This is a genomic window from Kaistella antarctica (assembly GCF_900109615.1).
Lineage (GTDB): Bacteria > Bacteroidota > Bacteroidia > Flavobacteriales > Weeksellaceae > Kaistella > Kaistella antarctica.
In genome coordinates this window covers 16,383-37,099 of the sequence record NZ_FOIX01000001.1, presented here as the reverse complement: position 1 = coordinate 37,099, position 20,717 = coordinate 16,383, and the positions used below count along the sequence as shown (strand labels likewise).

Annotated in this window: 21 protein-coding genes and 1 other RNA gene; 14 read left to right on the top strand and 8 right to left on the bottom strand. The window is 35.4% G+C overall.

The window, feature by feature from the left end:
* The 3 genes from BMX49_RS00185 (at position 1) to BMX49_RS00175 (ending at position 3,186) form a co-directional block, all read left to right on the top strand.
* Positions 1 to 900, top strand: a complete 900-nt coding sequence (locus BMX49_RS00185; protein ID WP_034717589.1) for a GYDIA family GHMP kinase — start codon at positions 1 to 3, stop codon at positions 898 to 900.
* A gap of 127 nt (positions 901 to 1,027) precedes the next feature.
* Positions 1,028 to 2,632, top strand: a complete 1,605-nt coding sequence (gene pckA / locus BMX49_RS00180) for a phosphoenolpyruvate carboxykinase (ATP) (protein WP_034717587.1) — start codon at positions 1,028 to 1,030, stop codon at positions 2,630 to 2,632.
* Between the two features lie 122 nt (positions 2,633 to 2,754).
* Entirely contained in the window at positions 2,755 to 3,186 is a 432-nt protein-coding gene (locus tag BMX49_RS00175) for an SRPBCC domain-containing protein (RefSeq protein WP_034720969.1), read from the top strand.
* Between the two features lie 71 nt (positions 3,187 to 3,257).
* Here BMX49_RS00175 and BMX49_RS14635 read toward each other — a convergent pair whose 3' ends face one another.
* Together BMX49_RS14635 and ssrA are read right to left on the bottom strand one after the other, a co-directional pair.
* Positions 3,258 to 3,419 (bottom strand): hypothetical protein, encoded by a 162-nt coding sequence (locus tag BMX49_RS14635; RefSeq protein ID WP_156030672.1) that lies wholly within the window; start codon positions 3,417 to 3,419, stop codon positions 3,258 to 3,260.
* Between the two features lie 162 nt (positions 3,420 to 3,581).
* Positions 3,582 to 3,980, bottom strand: a transfer-messenger RNA (tmRNA) gene (ssrA, locus tag BMX49_RS00170).
* A gap of 745 nt (positions 3,981 to 4,725) precedes the next feature.
* On the opposite strand from ssrA, the gene BMX49_RS00165 reads away from it, so the two are divergent.
* From BMX49_RS00165 to BMX49_RS00150, 4 genes are all read left to right on the top strand, one after another.
* Positions 4,726 to 5,523, top strand: coding sequence for a hypothetical protein (locus BMX49_RS00165; RefSeq protein WP_051803610.1), 798 nt, complete (start codon positions 4,726 to 4,728; stop codon positions 5,521 to 5,523).
* The gene (locus BMX49_RS00160) at positions 5,523 to 6,284 is read left to right on the top strand and encodes a carboxypeptidase-like regulatory domain-containing protein (protein WP_034717586.1); all 762 of its coding nucleotides are present in this window, start codon (positions 5,523 to 5,525) and stop codon (positions 6,282 to 6,284) included. The genes BMX49_RS00165 and BMX49_RS00160 overlap by 1 nt, the downstream gene beginning before the upstream one ends.
* 108 nt (positions 6,285 to 6,392) lie before the next feature.
* Positions 6,393 to 7,124, top strand: coding sequence for an SIMPL domain-containing protein (locus tag BMX49_RS00155; RefSeq protein WP_034717585.1), 732 nt, complete (start codon positions 6,393 to 6,395; stop codon positions 7,122 to 7,124).
* Between the two features lie 89 nt (positions 7,125 to 7,213).
* The gene (locus BMX49_RS00150; RefSeq protein WP_074726694.1) at positions 7,214 to 7,585 is read left to right on the top strand and encodes a phosphoribosylpyrophosphate synthetase; all 372 of its coding nucleotides are present in this window, start codon (positions 7,214 to 7,216) and stop codon (positions 7,583 to 7,585) included.
* Positions 7,586 to 7,662: 77 nt separating this feature from the next.
* Here the strand turns inward: BMX49_RS00150 and BMX49_RS00145 are convergent, their stop codons facing one another.
* From BMX49_RS00145 to BMX49_RS00135, 3 genes are all read right to left on the bottom strand, one after another.
* Complete coding sequence (locus BMX49_RS00145) at positions 7,663 to 10,383, bottom strand: hypothetical protein (protein WP_034717583.1); 2,721 nt, start codon at positions 10,381 to 10,383, stop codon at positions 7,663 to 7,665.
* 213 nt (positions 10,384 to 10,596) lie between these two features.
* Positions 10,597 to 11,112, bottom strand: a complete 516-nt coding sequence (locus BMX49_RS00140; RefSeq protein WP_034717581.1) for a GNAT family N-acetyltransferase — start codon at positions 11,110 to 11,112, stop codon at positions 10,597 to 10,599.
* Complete coding sequence (locus BMX49_RS00135; protein WP_034717580.1) at positions 11,109 to 11,330, bottom strand: PspC family transcriptional regulator; 222 nt, start codon at positions 11,328 to 11,330, stop codon at positions 11,109 to 11,111. Before BMX49_RS00135 ends, BMX49_RS00140 begins: the two co-directional genes overlap by 4 nt.
* 146 nt (positions 11,331 to 11,476) lie before the next feature.
* Between BMX49_RS00135 and BMX49_RS00130 the strand changes: the two genes are divergently transcribed.
* Entirely contained in the window at positions 11,477 to 11,998 is a 522-nt protein-coding gene (locus BMX49_RS00130) for a hypothetical protein (protein WP_034717578.1), read from the top strand.
* Between the two features lie 57 nt (positions 11,999 to 12,055).
* Here the strand turns inward: BMX49_RS00130 and BMX49_RS00125 are convergent, their stop codons facing one another.
* Positions 12,056 to 12,568, bottom strand: a complete 513-nt coding sequence (locus BMX49_RS00125) for a YciE/YciF ferroxidase family protein (RefSeq protein WP_034717575.1) — start codon at positions 12,566 to 12,568, stop codon at positions 12,056 to 12,058.
* A gap of 137 nt (positions 12,569 to 12,705) precedes the next feature.
* Here BMX49_RS00125 and BMX49_RS00120 point away from each other — a divergent pair, with 137 nt between their 5' ends.
* From BMX49_RS00120 to BMX49_RS00100, 6 genes are all read left to right on the top strand, one after another.
* A complete protein-coding gene (locus tag BMX49_RS00120; RefSeq protein ID WP_034717573.1) occupies positions 12,706 to 13,212 on the top strand; it encodes a hypothetical protein in 507 nt (168 codons plus the stop codon).
* Between the two features lie 386 nt (positions 13,213 to 13,598).
* The gene (locus tag BMX49_RS00115; RefSeq protein WP_126337160.1) at positions 13,599 to 14,708 is read left to right on the top strand and encodes a hypothetical protein; all 1,110 of its coding nucleotides are present in this window, start codon (positions 13,599 to 13,601) and stop codon (positions 14,706 to 14,708) included.
* Entirely contained in the window at positions 14,698 to 15,324 is a 627-nt protein-coding gene (locus tag BMX49_RS00110) for a GLPGLI family protein (protein ID WP_170166240.1), read from the top strand. Before BMX49_RS00115 ends, BMX49_RS00110 begins: the two co-directional genes overlap by 11 nt.
* Entirely contained in the window at positions 15,287 to 15,532 is a 246-nt protein-coding gene (locus tag BMX49_RS14490) for a hypothetical protein (RefSeq protein WP_051803608.1), read from the top strand. Before BMX49_RS00110 ends, BMX49_RS14490 begins: the two co-directional genes overlap by 38 nt.
* A 104-nt stretch (positions 15,533 to 15,636) precedes the next feature.
* Positions 15,637 to 16,386, top strand: coding sequence for an AAA family ATPase (locus BMX49_RS00105; protein ID WP_034717569.1), 750 nt, complete (start codon positions 15,637 to 15,639; stop codon positions 16,384 to 16,386).
* Positions 16,383 to 17,117, top strand: a complete 735-nt coding sequence (locus tag BMX49_RS00100) for a YggS family pyridoxal phosphate-dependent enzyme (protein ID WP_034717567.1) — start codon at positions 16,383 to 16,385, stop codon at positions 17,115 to 17,117. The genes BMX49_RS00105 and BMX49_RS00100 overlap by 4 nt, the downstream gene beginning before the upstream one ends.
* Positions 17,118 to 17,222: 105 nt before the next feature.
* Here the strand turns inward: BMX49_RS00100 and BMX49_RS00095 are convergent, their stop codons facing one another.
* Positions 17,223 to 19,295, bottom strand: a complete 2,073-nt coding sequence (locus tag BMX49_RS00095) for a protein-disulfide reductase DsbD family protein (protein WP_034717565.1) — start codon at positions 19,293 to 19,295, stop codon at positions 17,223 to 17,225.
* 40 nt (positions 19,296 to 19,335) lie between these two features.
* Positions 19,336 to 20,637, bottom strand: a complete 1,302-nt coding sequence (tilS, locus tag BMX49_RS00090) for a tRNA lysidine(34) synthetase TilS (protein WP_034717564.1) — start codon at positions 20,635 to 20,637, stop codon at positions 19,336 to 19,338.
* Between the last annotated feature and the right edge of the window lie 80 nt (positions 20,638 to 20,717).

The window sequence follows — 20,717 nt, the reverse complement described above, 5'->3', positions numbered from 1 at the left end:
ATGATTTTTTCCCACGGAAAATTATTGCTCACCTCCGAATATGTCGTCCTAGATGGCGCTCTGGCTCTTGCTCTACCTACAAAATGGGGGCAAGAGTTTTTTGTTGAAGAAATAGCTGATGGAAAATCTTTGGTTAGCTGGACCGCCCTTCATCAAGGGAAAACTTGGTTGAATGCGAGAATAGATTATCGAAATGGTCACTTAATTTCAACCAATATTCCAGATTCTGCGGAATTTATTTTAAAGGTTTTAATGAAAATAAAAGAGCTTTCTGCCATTCAACTTAAAACAGATTCTTCTTATTCTATCACGACTAATTTACAATTTCCGGCCAATTTCGGTTTAGGAAGCAGTTCTACTTTAATGAATAATCTGGCACAATGGGCTCACATTGATCCTTTCCATCTTAACGAAACATGCCTAGGCGGAAGCGGTTATGATATTGCAGTGGCGCAAGAACAGTCAGCGATTCTTTATCAAAATCAACCAGACAGGAAGATTCAGAAAATAAACTTTGACCCTACTTTTAAAGAAGATTTAATCTTTATTCATCTTAATCAAAAACAAAACAGTCGGGAAGGAATTCAGCTTTATCGGTCGAAAGAAAAATCACCAGAGTTAATCGCCGAGTTTTCAGAAATAACACGTCAGGTTTTGGAAGTGGAAACTTTAGAAAGTTTTTCAGAATTAATGATTCTGCACGAGAGTAAATTGAGTGCTTTTCTAGATCTTGAAACTGTTAAAGAAAAACATTTCAACAATTGTCCTTCATTTGTCAAAAGCTTAGGAGCTTGGGGTGGCGATTTTGTAATGAGTTCTAAATTTTCAGGCTGGCAAGACTATTTTCAAGCAAAGGGATTTTCATCAGTTTTTTCTTATAAAGAATTAATCTACAGATGAAAAATCTTTTTGTAGAATTCGTAAACTTTTGCGCACTCTGATTGATATCATCATTTTTAAATCTCTTTGGATGCATAATAATCAGTAAATTTGTTTTTTAATAAAAATCAGAAAATATAAAGACGTTATGAAGAACATTAAAATTATTCAGCAACTGCATGACCTAGGAATTACCGGGTATGAAGAAGTATCTTATAATCCTTCTTATGAGGAATTATTCGTTGCGGAAATGTCGAGTAAAAATATAGGTTTTGAAAAAGGTGCCGTAACCGCTTCTGGTGCTGTCGCTGTAAAAACTGGAGTATTCACAGGTCGTTCTCCGAAAGACCGTTTCATCGTAAAAGATGACGTGAGCAAAGACACCATTCACTGGGATGGTAAAGTGAATTTGCCGACTACTCTGGAAACTTTCGAAAGTTGTAAAAAACTAGTTTTAAAGCAGTTGTCTTCGTCGAAAAAAATATATGTGGTTGATTCTTTCTGTGGAACCAATCCTGACACAAGATTAAAAGTTCGTTTCATTATGGAAGTGGCGTGGCAAGCGCATTTCGTAACCAATATGTTCATCCGCCCTTCTAATTATGAATTAGAAAATTATGGTGAACCAGATTTTATCGTAATGAACGGTTCTAAAACAACCAATCCAAACTGGAAAGAGCAAGGATTAAACTCTGAAAATTTCGTGATGTTTAATTTAACTCAGAAAATGCAGATTATTGGTGGGACTTGGTACGGTGGTGAAATGAAAAAAGGAATGTTCTCCATGATGAATTATTACCTTCCATTAAAAGGAATGGCTTCTATGCACTGTTCAGCGAACGTGGGTGAGGAAGGAGATGTTGCTTTGTTCTTCGGACTTTCTGGAACTGGTAAAACTACCCTTTCTGCAGATCCAAAAAGATACTTAATCGGTGACGATGAGCACGGTTGGGATGATAACGGAGTTTTCAATTTTGAAGGCGGATGTTATGCGAAAGTGATTGACCTAACTGAAGAAAAAGAACCGGATATTTTTAATGCCATCAGAAGAGATGCATTGTTAGAAAACGTGGTGGTGAACGAATATGGTGAAGCAGATTACACCGATAATTCAATTACAGAAAACACCAGAGTTTCGTATCCAATTTACCACATGAGTAAAATTGTGTTGCCTTCAAAAGCAGGACACGCCAGCAAAATCGTTTATTTATCAGCAGATGCCTTTGGAGTTTTACCTCCAGTATCTGTTTTAGATGAAGCTCAGGCACAATACCACTTCCTTTGCGGTTATACTTCAAAATTAGCCGGAACTGAAAGAGGAATTACTGAGCCAGAGCCATCATTCTCACCAGCATTTGGTGAAGCGTTCTTATCATTACACCCAACAATGTATTCTAAAACATTAATTGGTAAAATGAAAGAGCACGGTGCTAAAGCTTACTTGGTAAACACTGGTTGGAACGGAACTGGAAAAAGAATTTCTTTGAAAGATACTCGTGCAATTATTGACGCGATTATCGACGGATCAATTGACAAAGCAGAGAAAATTACAATTCCGGTAATGAATCTTGAAATCCCTACAACATTACCAAATGTTTCAGAGGGAATCTTGGATCCAAGATCAACGTATGCTAACGAATCTGAGTGGGAAGTAAAAGCAAAAGATTTGGCAGCACGTTATATCAAAAACTTTGAACAGTATTGCGATAATGACGAAGCCAAAAACTTAATCGCAGCAGGACCGCAGTTGTAAAAATTGCAGTTTTTAAATATAGATTCCCTCAGTTTTTGCTGAGGGAATTTTTTGTTGTTAGCAATCAGAAATCTGTTTATATTTGAATGACTAGTAATCCCGAAATATTAACTCAAAATAAAATGACTGTAGAAATTTTCACCGAAATCCTAATCGAAGCTCAACCAAAGAAAGTTTGGGAAATACTGACCGATTTTGAAAACTATCCAGAGTGGAATTCTTTTGTAAAATCGATAGAAGGGAATATAAAAGTGGGCAATATCATCTCAGTTAGAATTGAGCCGCCAAATGGGAACGGATTGACATTTAAACCCGTAGTTGTTGCCTACGACCCGCCGAAAGAATTGCGCTGGCTAGGGAAGTTTTTTATTAAAGGAGTATTTGATGGCGAACACCAATTCAAACTAATCGACAACAAAAACGGAACGACCACTTTTATTCAAAGCGAAACCTTTACCGGAATTCTTGTTGGTGTCTTTAAAAATAATTTGAATAATACCAAAACAGGGTTCGAACAGATGAATCTTGAATTAAAAGAATTGGCTGAGCGATAGTTAAATTGTTATCAATACAAAAATTAATGATCGCGTAAATGCTAGCAAAGTGGAGAAGAGTTATAACGAAATTACTTTTTCGGATTTTCTTTCGGTGGTGTCAAGATGAAGCCAAAAATAAGAAGACCCAAAAAACAAATCATGATAAAATAGTCGTGATAGCGACTTAAAAAAATTCCGGAAGCGATAATAGTTCCTGCAACTGCAGACCACCAAATTTTTTTATTTTCCATCGCAATTTTGTTATATATAAAGATAGAGATAATGCGGGAGTTTCTTAGCACTTTCCATTTTCTTATCCTTTTTCTGAAATGCTAATTTTACTTTCCAAGTGTCTGAATTCATACAATTATACAAAAATAACTCGCCGAATCTCGGCGAGTTATTTAAATAAAAAGTGGAGTTGGAGGGATTCGAACCCTCGTCCAAACAAGCAACACATAAGGTTTCTACATGCTTATTCTGCGATTGGTTTTCGACTATAAACAGAGCACAGACACCCAATTTATAGCTTAACTTCTTAAGTTTTCGATCTCGAACCGAAGTCTTTCGAGACTTATTTCTGCATTGCTATGCCTCAGAATCAAACGCCGCAGAACGGAGCATTTGCGAGACATCTTGCCTCCTTACTATCTTCGGGAGAGCGCTTGAATCCTACTTTATTCAGATTAAGCTGCAAGAGCGAACTCTTGGTTGCCAGTTAAAGGTTTGCAGCAAGGGATTAAAGAGATCGCGCTACGGTTCTCTGCATGCTTACTTATCCATCGATCTTGCTGTCGAAACCAGTCAACCCCATGTTTTTGTAAGACTACAAAGATAAACAAAAAAAGTTCTTAAATTAAAATCATTTTTAGACTGAGCCTAGTCGAAGTGTGGGCGTATCCTTCAGTCGGGAAATCGCCGCTCTCCGCCAAGGCAGATCGCACCGATTTCCCTCTTTCAGGTCGGGCTTTCCGTTGCAATCTTTTTTATCTCGTCTGATGACAAGATAAAAAAGGATTTCCACTTCAATCCCTTACGCAGGATTGCGCTTCTTCACCGATTCCGTTAAAATTCAGAAACAACAGCAATTTGCTACTGCCAAAAATCTTATTTCCCTCATTCCATCTGCGCTCAACCTTGTCAGGGTTTCAAACCCTGACAAGGTTTTTTCATTAAGGTTTTCTTTACATGCCTACCTAAATGCACCACTTTTCTAGGCGTCATTTCTACATCGAATATCTGTAAGGATTTCCAGGTCGAAAATACATGACCAAATCATCATTTTTGGTATTTATAATTAAAAAATACTTTGCGCCCTTCGCTAAGTGAAACGCCTTTGCGCTCGTAATTTTAGCATCAAATCTCTTGTAAATCTTTGCGTTTTTGCGTTAAAAAATCCAGAACTTCGATACTGTTTATTAGAAATTTTAACAAATAATAAATCCGCAATTTCTAAAATAATCATAAAAGCCGTTAAATCAGGTTAAACTTTTTACCTCAAAATTCAAAAACACGGAATCATATTTATATCCCATTACTTTTACTAAAATATACTGCATGAAAATAAAACTACTATTTTTCTTATTCCTCACCCTTTCAGTTAAAGCGTTTGCTCAACAATATGTTATCGGAAAAGTAAGTTCTGAATTTGATACAGCCTTGCAGTCCGTTGTGATTTATAATACCAGAACTGATGAGAAAGTTTTGTCAGATAAAGAAGGAAACTTTATGATTGTAGCCAAACAAGCGGACGAACTTCGTTTTATCAAAAGTGGCTACGACCGAAGATCCAGCATTATTTCCACCCAAAGTTTCACGCAATCTTTAAATATAATCCTCACACAATCTCCTTACGATATCGCAGAAATTGAACTTAAATTTCAAGCCACGGGAGATTTAATAAGAGACATCAAAGCTTTAGATCCATCGAAAAGAGTGGTGGCATTAAATTCAACCATGAAATCTTATATGATGACGCCATTTACCGTAGTTGCACCTAAGCTTTCAACACCGTCCGCCTTTACAGCGCCAGATTATAGTGCCGGACAGGTTAATATTCTAGGGATTACTTCGGCAGTCTTTGGGATCATAAAGAAATCTAAAAATCCGCCTATCACCACGGCGAACTATGCAGAAACTCAAGAGTTTTACCGCCAAGTAAAAAGAAATTTAGATTTAAGTTTCTATACTTCCCAAGGCTGGGGTGAAGAACAAATCGACAGATTCCTCATTTATGCTGACCAAACTCAGTCGCTAGCTAAACTGTATCGTAAGAACTTTGATGTTGGCGCCATCAGCTGGGCGATGAGATTAGCCTACAAAGAATATATCAGAACGCATAAAGTAGGTTCTTAATGTTTCGGTTAATTTCATTATTCTCTTTCTTGTTTTCAATTTCTCTATGTTCTCAGGAAGTTTCTGGAACGGTGAAAGATGAAGATCAGAATCCGATTTCTGCAGTTCTCGTTTTCAATATGAAAACCGAGCAGAAAGTTTACACCAATCTAAACGGTACATTTACGATCGCAGCTTCATTGAATGATGAATTGCGTTTCATTAAAGATGGTTTCGAAAGAAGTTTTAAAATTTTGAACACCCAGGATTTCAGTAATCCGTTGTCGATTATCATTATCCGGAGTGTTCAAGAAATTGAAGAAGTGAAAATACCCGCTATTCGATTGACTGGCGATTTAAATCAAGATTCCCGAAATCTAACAAGATTCGATAAAGTGGCGCAGCTGAGAAGAGAGGTAGGCGCTCCAGCACCGCCAGAGAAATCCAGAGAAACGCCAGCTGATTTTAAAAATGATGTTTTGTTACCCTTGTTAGGGCTGAGTTTAAAGCCACAAGCGATTTATAATTTAATTAGTGGTTATGCACGCAGGAAAAAAGCACAATACCGATATGATGATCTTCAAGACAATATTTTATGGATCAGAGGTAAGGTCGGCGATGATTACTTTGAAAAAATGGAAATTCCAGCCGAGAGAATTTCTGAATTTTTGCAGTTTTCAATTGGATTAAAACCAGAAATTAAATCATACATCAAAGCTCAGAATCTTTCAAAAGTACTTTTTATGCTCGAAGACACCCTACCGCTATATCTTCGGCAATAAAAAAATCTACTATCCCTTAAATTCTTTTTTAACCAAGGGAAATAATTATTACCTATCTTTAATCATCATTAAATTGTATACAACAAAGCACTAACAAAACTTAAACTCATGAACAGAAATATTATAGCCATCGCTATTGCAGCTGCGGGTTTTATTATCGGACTTGCTTTTTTAGGCAGTGCTATTAAAAATAGAAACAAAGCTGATAATACGATTTCAGTTACGGGATTGGGCACGAATAGATTTACGTCAGATCTTATTGCCTGGAGTGGGAATTTCTCGCGGAACAGTTTTGAATTAAAGTCCGCCTACGATGAACTCGCCAACGATAAAAAAGTGATTGAAAATTATTTGGTGTCGAAAGGAATTGCTAAAGACCAAATGGTTTTTTCTGCCGTAGATATCCAGAAACAATTTAATTACGGCAGCGATGCAAATGGAAGAAGTACCCAAACTTTCTCCGGCTATCAACTTTCACAAACGGTTTCTATCGACAGTAAAGACGTGGCTAAAGTTGAAAATCTTTCCAGAAACATTACCGAAATTATCAATTTGGGAATAGAGTTTACTTCTTCACCACCCAATTATTTCTATACAAAATTAGGAGATGTTAAACATCAAATGATTGCTGACGCCACCAAAGATGCAAAACAGCGCGCTGAGAAAATCGCCGAAAATGCAGGTGCGAAATTGGGAAATCTTAAAAAAGCTACCATGGGAATTACGCAAATTACCGCGCCCAATTCTACTGAAGAATATTCTTATGGCGGAACTTTCAATACCTCTTCCAAAGATAAAGAGGCCAGCATTACCATTAAACTGGAATATCAAGTCAACTAAGGTTTTTGCTAAAGTAGAATCTGAAGTGAAAAACTTCTTATAAAAGTTGAAACCGAACGTAGTTTTACACTAATTAAATACCTAAAAAAATGAATGCAGATCTTTTAAAAGAAAGTTTTGGAACTTTATCTGAAACAATCAACGGGTTAGTCAAAATAGGGTATATCCACGATTTTAATATTCACGAAGAATGTATCGTTTGTCATCAGGCCAATGTTAAATTGTCGCCGACCGAATTTCAAATTGATAAAGTGTATCGTTTTGAAGGTGAATCTAATCCGGATGATCAGTCGATTTTGTACGTAATTTCTTCTCCTAAATTTAATATTAAAGGAACATTAGTCAATGGGTATGGAATTTCGTCCGACCAGGAAACCGAGAAAGTGATCGAGAAATTACTGACTCACGCGACGCCGATTACTCCCGAGAATAAAACGTCCGACGAATCTGAAAATCAATAAAGAACTAGAATTAAATTTCACTTTTTTAATTAAAATCGATTACGCAAATTTCTAAAAGATTTTTGCAAGTAATTTTATCACTCCGCCAGCCAAACTTCAATTTGTTTTTTAGGAACAAAAGGATAGATTTTCCCAAAATTTTCAACCTCAACATTTCTTTTGGTTTGGAGTTTTACTTCATATTTTAATCTCTTTGCTAGACCTTCATCTTCATCATGAAAATATCGAACGCTGTTTATTGAATTTTCCGACGGTACAAAATCCAGCGCCTGAACCTTGTAACCCTTTTTTGTAAGATTTTGTTTCAATCTGGTTGCTAATCCAACTTGCCCGGAATACTGAATAAAAACTTTGGTTAAATTTCCGTCGATTGCTGCTGAGTCGGTTTCGGAGCTGCTTTTATATCCCCTAGAAATTTTGTTCAGCGCGTTATCGCTGATGGTTTTATTTTTCACAGTGATATTTTTGAAGAGAGAATCAATGGTTGCGGCGCTCAGCATTCTGGTTAAAGTATATTTGTTTTCTGGGATGATCGATATGAAATCCGTCGGATTGGTAATTTCATTTTTCAATTTTTCGTAGGCAATAAATTCGTGTCCGAAGAAAGGGTTGTTTGCCATTGCAGAAAGGGTGTTGAGGTAAGACGCTTTTGAAAAATCGTTGTTTTGTCTGCCGTTAATTTTACTATTCATTAAATTAAGTAACACAAATTCTACTTTTATTTTTTTCTCATCGCAATATTTCCGAAGGGTTTTGTAGATTTCTAAGGTTGTTTCAGTTCCCGAATTCTCGTACATTCCGCCATCTCCTAGTCTGCCAGATCCGTGCAAATAACTATAGGCATTCATCATGGGAAAAGCTTGGCTTTGATTGACGCAAGCAACCATTGGCAAGGCATAATTATCGCTCGCGTTGCACATTCTGTAATCGCCATACAAATCCCGAAACATCGAGAAGCCCATTTTTACTGGACTGAAAATACCTTTGGTGCCATCATCGATAATGGTAGTGTTTAAGAAAAATAAAGGATTTGAATAATTATTTTTATAAATACTGAGAAAATCTCCTTCAAAGTAATTTCTGATTGTTTTTATTTTTGCCAGAGAGTCATTGATCATAGTTTGCTTCCTCGACGCGTTTTTTTCCTGCTGCATTCCAGTCGGATACAATCTAAAATAGCTTTCTTCAAAAGCTTTTAATTCTTCCTTTTGCAAAGTGTAATTGCGGTCTTTTCTCTCATTAAAAAAACTATTGGTAAGGGCATCTACGGAGAAATCATTCAAAATAAGTCCGAAAATGCCACTATTTAAGTAGTTCCTATTATAGATGTTTTTGGTAAAATTTTTAATTTTATTATAAGTAATACTATCTGTTTTCTTGGTGGTCTCATCGTATTGCTGTCTGTTAGGGTTAACAACCGTTCCTAATTGATGCATGGCGTAATACATATTGGCTCCCGACGAGGATCCTGACACGGTAGAAATGCTAAAAACATGATCGTAAAAACTTGCATTTTTCGCATCCATATAAAGCATGTTCATCAAAAACCAAGCTCCAGCTCGTGAGCCTCCGCCCTGTCCAGAAACCAGATATACGGTGAAAACACTATCTTTTTGATTATTGTTAAGGTCTGTGTTTTTTTCGTCGTACCATTTTTGGAAATAGTCCTCCAATTTCAACCGGTCATAATCAGTCTTTTCATAATTCACAATATTTTCTTTTCTGATTAAATGATTATTAAAGGAGGAAAAAAAGTACGCGTAAAGCAACACCACGGAACCGATAATCACAGCGAACTTATACAGTTTCAATTTTAAAGTATCATTTCCGACCATATTGACAATTAGAATTTGAGACGAAATAAAAAACTCAAAACCAAGAATTAAAAAGCAAGAAATGGCCACCGAAACCACAATAGGATTGAATTCTCCTAGGTTAGCTTTTTGATTATAAATGTAAAAAACAACCAGCAACACAATGACTGAAACGATAACGCCTACATGAATAAGTCGGGCAGACTGATAATTAAAAGCCAAGGGTTTGCCTTGTTGCGCTGCGCTGTCTAGCGGATCATCAATTTCTAATTTTCGGATGAGATCGTAGAGGTAGATAAAAGAATAATGCATTACAAATCCCAGAATATAATAAAGGATTAAGGCAAACCGGTGTTGATCATAATTGCGAAATAAAAACGGGAGCAGCAGATAAATAATAAAAAAGCCACTAATCGAATAGAAAAACACCCATTTTTTTGTTTCTTTTTCCCAAAATATATTTCTAAGTTTGGTTACATTTCTCTTAATTAAAATATTAACCAAGACTATTGGAGCGACACAACAAATGATACCTACGAAAAAAAGAGCTTTGTTATTGTAGAAAACTACGGCCATGGTAGAAACAAAAATAATCCAGGGAAAAATAGATAGATATTTTACGGGAATTTGCGGCGTAATTGTCTTGTTGTTTGATGGGGTTACAGATTCTTGTATAGTGCCGTTGTAATTATTGTCGAGCTTTTCAAAGAGTTCATTCTTATCAACTTTTCCATCGGTGACGATTTTAAAGTAGTCAATCGCCAAAACAGGAATGCACCAAATCGCTAAGCTGATGAGCGAAAATGAGAACGCGATTAAACTAATATTGTATTGCTGCTTATCATTCAGCAAAAACAAAACAATTTCTCTTCCTGCATCAAGTTTGTAAAACATCAGCGGAAATAGCAGACTCAAAAAGATATACAAGCCATTATATTTAATGGTGTTGAATAACATTTCTAAAGAGCGTTCTAGAAATCCCATAATTTTTTTTTATAAAATTAATGAGAAAACACGATATCTATTACGAGGTTTTCACCCTTTTTTACAGTGAATTTATTTTAAGAGAAAAATTTGCAAGTTTTAGAAAGACTTGATTATTAAATCAAACCAGTAAAGGAATTAAATTTACGCAGCAACAAATACAGAATGCCTGCGATGAAACTGCAGGATATTTGATGAGGTTTTAATTGCTAATCAAAAAACTCCGTAAACCTTGCGATGAAGTTCCTGCTCGATTGTTTTCACATTTTCCAGAGTATAGTTGCTCAGCAGAAATAAGTTCATTGAATTTTTTCCAGGTCCATAACTTGGTTGAATGTATTCTTCAGAAACGATTGCAAACCCATTCCGTAAATAGAAGTTAATTCTTCGCGCCGCCATTTCATCTAAATTGCTCGGTTCGGATTCCAAAAGTAGATCGCCAAATTTTTCCTGCAATTGTGCAATAACTTTAGAACCGAGTTTCAAGTTGCGAAATTCTTCAAAGACTTCAAAATGCTCTAAGTAATGACAAGTTTCCAATTTCCAAAGAATGACATAACCAACGGGGGTTTCGTCATTTTTAACAATGAAAATAAAACTGGCAGGATTATCCAATAAGGCAAGAAACTGGTTTTCATCTCGCCGTTCATCAATCGGGAAGGTCGATTCATACGCAGCATATATTCTCGAAAGTTTTTTTCGCGTCTGCAATTCTTCAAACCAAATCATAAGTCGAAAACGCTGGGTCGTCTGGTAATAAACATATCTTTAATCCACAGCGTGAAGGCCAATCCTAAATAAATGAGGAAGAAAACTCCCGCGGTCGCAAAAGTAGAGTAGATAAAAAACACGCGCAATTTAGAAACCGGAATACCCAATTTAGCGCCCATTCTTGTGAGGACACCAAACCATTGCTTTTCCAGATTGTGACGCAAGTTGCTTAACATTTTTATCCGTTTTTAGAAGTCCAAAGGTACGAAACTTGTTTTTAAAAGCCCTAACTTGCTGTTGATGAATGAAACAGTTTGAAAGACTGATAAAATTAAAAACACTAATTAGCAACTTCTAATTGTAATTAAAAATCTATTCTAAAATGAAAAAATTACTCGCAATCCTTCCTTTATTAATGATGTCTTGTCAGAAAAATGAGGCAGTTACAGAAACCGTAATGAATGAAGACTCAATCATCGTTTCTGATGGTAAACCTCTAGAAATGGATTCTTCAGCAAACGGCCTCGTCATTCTCGATCAAGAAAAACCAAAAACAGTTTCAAAAACATTCCGCGTCATAGCTGGCGACAGTATTATCAAAACCGTAAATGCAGATATGATTCCGTTGACGATCTCTGATGAGTTCACGACTGATCAACAAAAATTTGTTTTAAAAATTAAAAATTTTGATGGCAAGAAAATAGTAGGAAAAATCACTCCATCTAATTCCAATATGAATATTCGTTTTAACCAAATCAAATTGGCGAATGGTGAGTATGATGGTCCTTTCGGTTTAGAAATGTCACAAGATATTAGCAAACCCGGTGAAGTTTGGTTAATCATCGGTAAAAGTTTGATGGCTTCTGGAGAAGCAAAAGGTAAATTTACCGTCAACATAAAATAAGAACAAAAAAAATCCATCGTAACGATGGATTTTTTTATTGTCGTCAATTTATTTCAACTATTCAGAAACTGCTTTTTGATTGATAAATCTTTCAGCAAGTCCCGTTAATGTTCCGTTGGTTGCTTTTTCATTATCCAGCGTTTCGGCTAATAATCTTTCGGCTTCTTTATGTCCCATGTGACTTGCAAAAACTTTCAAAGTTCCATATGTTGCAATCTCATAATGTTCTACTTTTTGAGCAGCTAAAACCAGTCCAGCATCTCTGGTAAAGGTATCTTTTGCTGTATCTTCAATAATGGATTTTCCTTCTTTTAGAATTCCTTCCATCGCCTCACATTTTATTCCTTCTGCTTTTTCGCCTAAACTTTCGAAAACTTTTTCAAGACGAGAAATATGTTCTTTTGTTTCTTCATGGTGCTTGGCAAAACTCTCTGCTAATTCTTTACTTGTCGCTGCTTTCTCCATCTTTGGCAACTCTTTTAATAAAGCGTTTTCTGCCCAATACAAATCTTTCAATTCATCTACAAAAAATTTGTGAAAGTCCGAGTTTTTCATTTTGTCTGAAATCATAATATTTATTTTTTAGATGTTAATGAGGTGATAAGTGCAATTACCTTTCCATTCAAGGGTTTGAATAGTTAATCTTATGTTAAACCGCTCAATTGGTCTAATTTCTGAATGACAGCCATTAATAAAATACTACCATTATGAAAAATATGTTTTTATCAGCAATCGTCGCGACAGCAACACTTGCAAGTTGTTCTACTGTTTCTTCGATTTTACAAAATACGTTTCCTTATAACGCGACGGTTTTAGTTGCTGCAGGTTCGCCCGCAAATACAGAATTATCAAGTGTGTCTGCAGCGCAAAGTATTAATCAGATTACAGGATCTGGTGCGAATGTGAAAGACATCAGAGTAACCAATGCCACCCTTTCGGTCGGTTCAGGAACGAGCATGGGTGTTTTTAAATCAGTGAAGGTTTATCTTTCTAATAGCGGAAGCAATCAAGTTTTGGTCGCCTCTCGCGAATCCATTCCAGATAATGTAGGGAATTCACTTTCAATGGATGTGAGTACGACGAATACGTTTGACAACATGATGAAATCTGGCAATGTACAAGCGAAAATAGTATATGTTTTAAAACAATCACCTACCTCAGATATTTCTTTGAAAACCTCAATTGGTTTCAATAGTGCTCCCGTGACGAATTAAAAATTTTAGGAGCAACAAGATTTTTGCTTTTTACAAATGACGTTCCGGCTGTCCGTTGCAATCTTTTTCTGCTAGCGCAAAAAAAGGATTTACACTTCCATCCGGGCTAAAATAAAAATCAGTTTTTCTTTTAAAAATAACCAACCCTTATCGTTGGTTATTTTTTTGTGTTATACTTTTGAGTATTTTAACAATAATGGGTTAAACGTTTAATTTAATTAGTATTAATTAACTAAATAGTTTAAAAATTTATCATTTCCTTATCATTTTAACTTCGATTATAAATATAATTTTGAACGTTCAAAAATATTAACCCATTATTGACTTTTATGAAAAAACCTTTACTCCTTTTTATTTTTTGTTCCTGCTCCTTATTTTCTCAAACATTGAAGAAGATAAAAATCGCAGATTCCGAAACTGGAGCCGCGATTCCAAATGCGCGTATTATTCTGGCGGATCAAATTTTCTATTCTAATGATGATGGTTTTATCTCTTTACCCAAAGAGGCGAAACAATTTGAAGTTTCCGTCGCTGGATATGAAACGTTGAAAAGCGCAAAGCAGCAATCTACAATTAACCTAAAACCGCTGTACAATGATATTGACGAAATAAAAATTATTTCTATTGATATCAAAAAGATTTTTAAAGAAGTGTCTAAAAATTATGCTGATAAGTATTACGATAAACCTGCTATTTATGATATTACCTTTAGGCAGAAATCTTTTGAAAATAACCAAATGAAATTACTGATGGTCGCAGATGGAAAATACTGGACAAGGGACGGAAGTTTTAATGGTAAAGAGGCGTTTCATAAAAAGTTCGACAATTTTGTACAAATGCAAATTGATAATCTTCGATATTTGAAAAGTGAAAAGCGTGATTTTGATATTAAAGTTAAACCTCAAAAAGGGCATAATCAATTTATCGGAAATCTATTTTTCAATTATGAATTGCATCGAATTATAAGCCTGAGTAATCAAAGAAAAGCGGTTACCTCAGCAAGAGTTTTGTATGAGGATGAAAATCATCAGGAAATATCCTTCAAAGTGAAAACAGATGTTGATTTGATTTACAAAGGAACGGTCATTTTTAATAAATCGGATCGTGTTATTACGCATTATCAAATGATTTTCGAACAGAAAAATCACGAACCTCGGCAATATAGAGATGAAACTGGGGAAATATATAAGTTTCAATATCCAGACGGAATATTCACTTTTGATTTTTATAAAAGCGGTGAAAAATATGTGCCCTCCAAAACAAGCATTAATTATGAAGGATCCAAATACATGCAGGGAGATAGAAGTTTTGAATATCGGTCTTCGCGCGAAATTATATATAAAAATTTTAAACCCAGTGATGAAAATGGTTTAAAAAAACCAGTAGAAATAAGTGAGCCGTTCTGGGAAAATATGAAAGTGAGTGATGACAAGGGCTTTGTAGACTTAAGCCAAGAAGAGCAAAACTTTATAAATGAAAATGAAAATGAAAATTAAATTGACGCTATTCATTCTATTGTTCAGTTTTTGCACAACTGCTCAAACTCACCGTTTCATTTATGATGTGGAATTTCGAAAAGATTCAACTATACAAGTGACTACCAAACAAAATTACCATCTGGATATCACGGGCGATGAGGTTCTCTATTATTCGAGAGATTATTTTACGGCAGATTCTTTAACAAAAAATAATATTCCTTTTCCCGCAGATCTGAAATTAAGTGCTTCTACGATTTTAAAACACAAAAAAGGAAGTTCCAATTTCAATGAATATGATTTATTAGAAAGTACGGTTTTAGATTTGGAGACGAAAGACGTTCAAGCCTGGACTTTAACAACGGAGAAAAAACAAGTGAAAGAGATTACTCTTCAAAAAGCCACCACAACTTGGTGCGGCAGAAATTGGATCGCCTGGTTTGCTACAGAAATCCCTTTCCAAGAAGGGCCTTACAAATTTCATGGCTTGCCGGGATTAATTATGGAGGTTTCAGATGATCAAAAGAATTATAAATTCTCGCTCGCTAAATCAGAAAATTTAAAAGAATCTGCAGAAGATCCAAATGATGGGATATGCGATGGAAATCAGTATTCCAGTTACTTGGGAAAAATATAAAACGGCCAAATTAAAATTTTACGAATCGCCCGTAGGTTTCATCAAAAACGCAAACGGGCGAACCGGCAATTCCGATTTTTTCCTTAATGATGGAACAGTCGTAAGCACTACGAACACTAGAGAAATCAATGAACGCTTTCGAACTATTCTTAAGAAATTTAATAATCCAATTGAATTGGATCGATTGATTGTGTATCCTAGATTCTAAACGCAAATCGTTACAATCGCTGTGCAATATTTTCCATTTTAAAATCTATCACCTTTTCCAATGTCACTTATCTTCGCTAAATTTGTACTTAGAAATTTGTACTCATGAATGTATACGATCTTATTATCAACGACAAAGAAATAGTTTCTTTAGATGATGTTTTTCTGAATGAGTACAATCACCAACACATTCTGCAACTCATTAAGGAATATAAATATGTTGATGAACTCACTAAGTATGGATTGCCAGTCAACAATAAGATTCTTTTGCAAGGACATTCTGGTTGTGGTAAAACAACGACGGCCAAAGCAATTGCCAACGCACTTGGAAAACCAATCTTAATTTTAAATTTAAGCAATATTGTTTGTTCCAGAATTGGCGAAACTTCCCAAAATATCAAACAGGTTTTCGATAAAGCAGCGCGTGAAAAAGCCGTTCTTTTTCTTGATGAATTCGATCAAATCGGAAAGGAAAGAGGAAGCGATGATAAAGATGTTGGTGAAATGAGAAGGTTGGTCAATACCATTATTCAACTCATCGATTATTATCCAGCAAACGCTTTGCTGATCGCCGCTACCAATCATGCTGAGATTATTGATTTCGCTTTAATGCGGCGTTTTCAGTTGCGCATTAATTTCGAAATGCCAACTTCAGAAGTTCTGGATACCTATTACGATAAGATTTTACGTCCGTTTCCGAGAGAGATGCTCAACTTCGACCGAAAATACAATATCTCTTTTGCCGAAGCCAAGGATTATGCGTTTACCAAAATTAAATCTTTACTCATTGAACAATTCGAAAAGTTAGATCAACTCGACGAATTAGAAAAACTGGAAAAATCAGTAGAAAAATGACAGAATCTATTTTAGAAAATTTGAAACTTATTCTTCAAAGAATAGAAAATGCATGTTTTGAAAGCAACAGAAATCCGAGTGAAGTTCGGCTATTGCTTGCTACTAAAACGGTTTCTTCAGAAAATATTAAAGTTGCACTCGAAGCGGGGCAGACTTTAATAGCAGAAAATAAGGTTCAGGAAGTAAAGGAGAAATACGAATCTTTAAAATCAATTCCGCACGAGAGCCATTTTATTGGAAATCTTCAAAGCAACAAAATAAAAGATCTTTTGAAGTGCGAGATTTCGTGCATTCAATCACTCGACCGTCTCGACCTGGCGCAGAAACTTCATCAACGATTATTGTACGAAAAGAAAACAATGGAGGTTTTAATTCAAGTCAACACTTCCAATGAAGAAAGTAAATTCGGTGTTCATCCAGATCAAGCCATCGAATTTATTAAAGCAGTTTCACAACTAGAAACTTTAAAAATAAAAGGGCTGATGACGATTGGATTATTCAGCGCTGAAACTGAAAAAGTCCGCATGTGTTTTCAATTACTCAAAAACATTCAGCAAAAAGTAATTTCTCTACATATTCCAAACGTTCTAATGAAAGAACTCTCCATGGGAATGAGCGGAGATTTAGAAACTGCCATCGAAGAAGGTTCTACCATCGTCAGAGTCGGCACCGCCATCTTCGGACAAAGAATTCATCCCGATAGTTATTATTGGAACGAGGATCATAAATAATTAAATCCGTTTTCTTTAACCACAAAAATAACCGACAATTACTGCCGGCTATTTTACTTTAAAGATACACGTCTATTATCTATCAGTCTATCATCTTCTCGTCTTTTATTTCCCTTTCTTAAAATAAGCGATTCCACATTCTAAGAATGCTTTGAAATCCTCTTTCGGCATATAGCCCGAAATTGGAGTATTGATTACTTTTCCATCAGGTGAAATCAAAACATAGTGAGGTTGCGAATTATTATTAAAGTTAATTTGCTGGAATAAACTCCATTTATCACCAATCGTTTTAATCTTTTTCTTCTGCCCATTCCCCATATCGATAGAGGTTTGCTCAGATTCAGGAAGCGCTTCTTTGTCATCAATATACAATGAAACAAGAATCACTTCATTCTGTAGAATTGGCAAAATATCTGGTTCGCTCCAAACGAATTCCTCCATTTTACGACAGTTTTCACAACCGTAACCAGTGAAGTCAACCAACATCGGTTTGTTTTCTTTTTTGGCAATTTCTAGGGCTTCGAAATAATCGTGAGAAGGATGCATTCCTAAAATTCCATCGCCTTCTTTATGCAAATAACTTACATTAATCGGAGGTAATATCCCACTTAAATGCTGAAGAGTTGGTCTTTCGGCTGGAAATAATCCTTGAATCAAATAAATTACAAATCCAATTCCTAACACTCCGAATATTTTTCTTGGCAATGAAATCTTGGCATTTTTATCATCATGTGGAAATCTGATTTTCCCGAATAAATAAAGAACTAATCCAATTGAAATCAAGATCCAAATCACGATAAATAATTCTCTTTTTAATAGGAATGTTTTTGAAACTAAATCTGCTTTCGATAAGAATTTTAAAGCCAAACCTAGTTCGATGAAACCTAAAACTACTTTCACGGTATTCATCCAGCCACCAGATTTTGGTAAGCTTTGTAGTGCTTGCGGGAAGAAAGCCAGCAATCCGAAAACGATTGCCCACGAGAATCCAAATCCAGCTAAAGCATAGGTCAACAACATTGGAACATTGGAGGAACCCGTGACTGCGCTTCCTAACAAACTTCCTAAGATTGGGCCCGTACAGGAGAACGATACGATCACCAATGTTAAAGCCATGAAGAAGATTCCAATAATTCCACCGGCGTCTTCTGCTTTGGAAGATTTGTTGGCGATGGAACTTGGTAAAGTGATATCGTAGTACCCGAAGAAACTTCCGGCAAAGAATAAGAAAATCACGAAGAAGGCAACGTTCAGCCAAACTGAAGTCGAGATTTGATTAAAGATGTTTCCGGCAATTCCATCAATAATGTGGAAGGGCACACTTAGTAAAACGAAGATTAACAAAATGAAGAAACCATAAATAAATGCGTCTCTTTTTCCTTTCGCTTTATCTTTCGATCCTTTGGTAAAGAAGGAAACCGTCAACGGAATCATTGGGAAAACGCAAGGCGTCAACAAAGCAATTAATCCTCCGAAAAATCCTAGTAATAAATAGGTCCAGAAATTTTCTGTATTATTTTGTTTCGCAACACCGCAGTCGGTTTGTGGATTTTCAAAATCTATGGAAGCTACTTTTAGTCCTTCTTGTACAGCTGCAACAGGCGCAACGATTGACGTTTCTTGAATATCAGCTGTTCGCAAACTATCACCATCTACTCCGTCAACTGGCGGAAGAATTACATCTTCAGATGATGTTGGCGTATCTGGCGAAACTGAAGATGGTGTTACTTTCTGTTCGAATTCTAAAGTATTCGGCGCCAAACAAACGCGGTCATCACAAGTTTGGTAAGTGATTTCTGCCGTAACATTCGCAGGCTTTGCGTTATTTTTTAGTTTGAATTTTTGCTTGAATAAAACCGAATTAGAGTAGTAAACGATTTGAGCACCGAAGGCCTCGGAAAACTCATCGTGTTTTTTACCAACTTCTAAAACTTTACCAATGAGGGTAATTCCGTCTTTAGAACTTAATTTCATTTCGGTCGGAATGCCCGAATCTTCAGGTAAGTCTTGAGAATAAATATGCCAGTTTTTATCAATCGTGGCGGTTAACACTGCTTCATATTCATTGTTAGGAAGCGAATTGATAGTGTATTTGAATTTTACAGGATCTTTGATTTGAGCAGTAATTCCTTGAAAAAGAAAGAGAACTATAAGGATCAACCAATTTTTAAATTTCATATTTATTTTGCTTTTTTACAATTCATTAAAATAATGATTGCTATAATTTTACTTTTATGATTTCTGAACTTTCATTCGTTGCTGCAAATCTACCATCTTGACGAAAAGGGATAACACCCAAAATTCGGTCGTTTCCATCGCACAAAAGCCAGATTTTTTGCTGGGCTAAAATAGGAATTTTTTCATCCTTAAAAAATTTTGAGATTTTCTTTTTACCTATCATCCCGATTGGATGGAATAAGTCGCCCTGTTTTCTGTGTCTAAATTTTAAAGGCAACTGAATTTTCTCGCCATCAAATTTCCAATCAAAGGTTCCTAATTCTTTTATTTTTTGATGAAGTAATTCAGGAGTGACGATTTGATTATCGGTATCTAATTCCAAAATAATCTCTTCATCAAGACTATCCCTTAATTGAATTACGATTTTTCTGATAATAAAGATTTCCCTATCTACTGTTAATTCATATTCACTGGAAATGAATTTCTTTCCCGTCTTCGCTTTGCTGATTTTTGAGATTTCCTTAATATCATTAAACCCAAATTTTCTAAGAATTTCAAATTGAATGAAGTGACTTTGATTTAGAAATTTTTCTTTATTTAAAGTTGAATAATCATCAACGTTAGCAATGATTTTTTTTTCAATTTCTAAAATCTTATCGTCAATAAAATCTTTTCCTTGGTTTAAGTACGAAATACTTTTACCAAAGTTTTCTAAGAAATTGTCATTGACTTCCAGCAACTTCGGTACGATTTCATTCCGGATACGATTTCTCAGATAATCGCTTTTTTGATTGGACAGATCTTCTCTGAATTCAACCGTATAATCATTAGCGTAAGTGTAAATCTCTTCTTTAGAAAAGCTTAGAAGCGGTCTGAGGATATTATTTTGATTTGCCGGAATTCCACTCAACCCTTTAATCCCAGACGCTTTTGAAAGATGGATGATAAAGGTTTCCAGCTGATCATTTAAATGGTGAGCCGTAACAATAAAATCCAGATTTTGATCTTTCTGAATTTTTCTAAAAAAACCATAACGAATGATTCTGGCCCAATCCTGAATCGAATTTTTCGGTTGGTTGTCTTTTTCCGAAATAGAATAGAGATGAAATGGAATTTCATTGATTCTGCAAATTCTTTCCACTAACTTCTGATCATCTTCAGAATCATCACCACGAAGTTTGTAATTAAGGTGTGCAACTTCAAAATTGAGATTGAAGCCCTTAAACAAATCAAGCAAAACCATAGAATCTGCTCCACCACTTATAGCAAGTAGAAATTTTTTGTTTTGATAATTAGCGCAAAGTTCCTGTAGAGCGTGCTGAAAAGTCTTTCTGTTAAGCAATCGTTAAGGGTTTTTAAGGAATATTTAGCAAAGATAATTCTTCTAATCAAATTCAATTCTCTATTTTTGGATATCTAAAA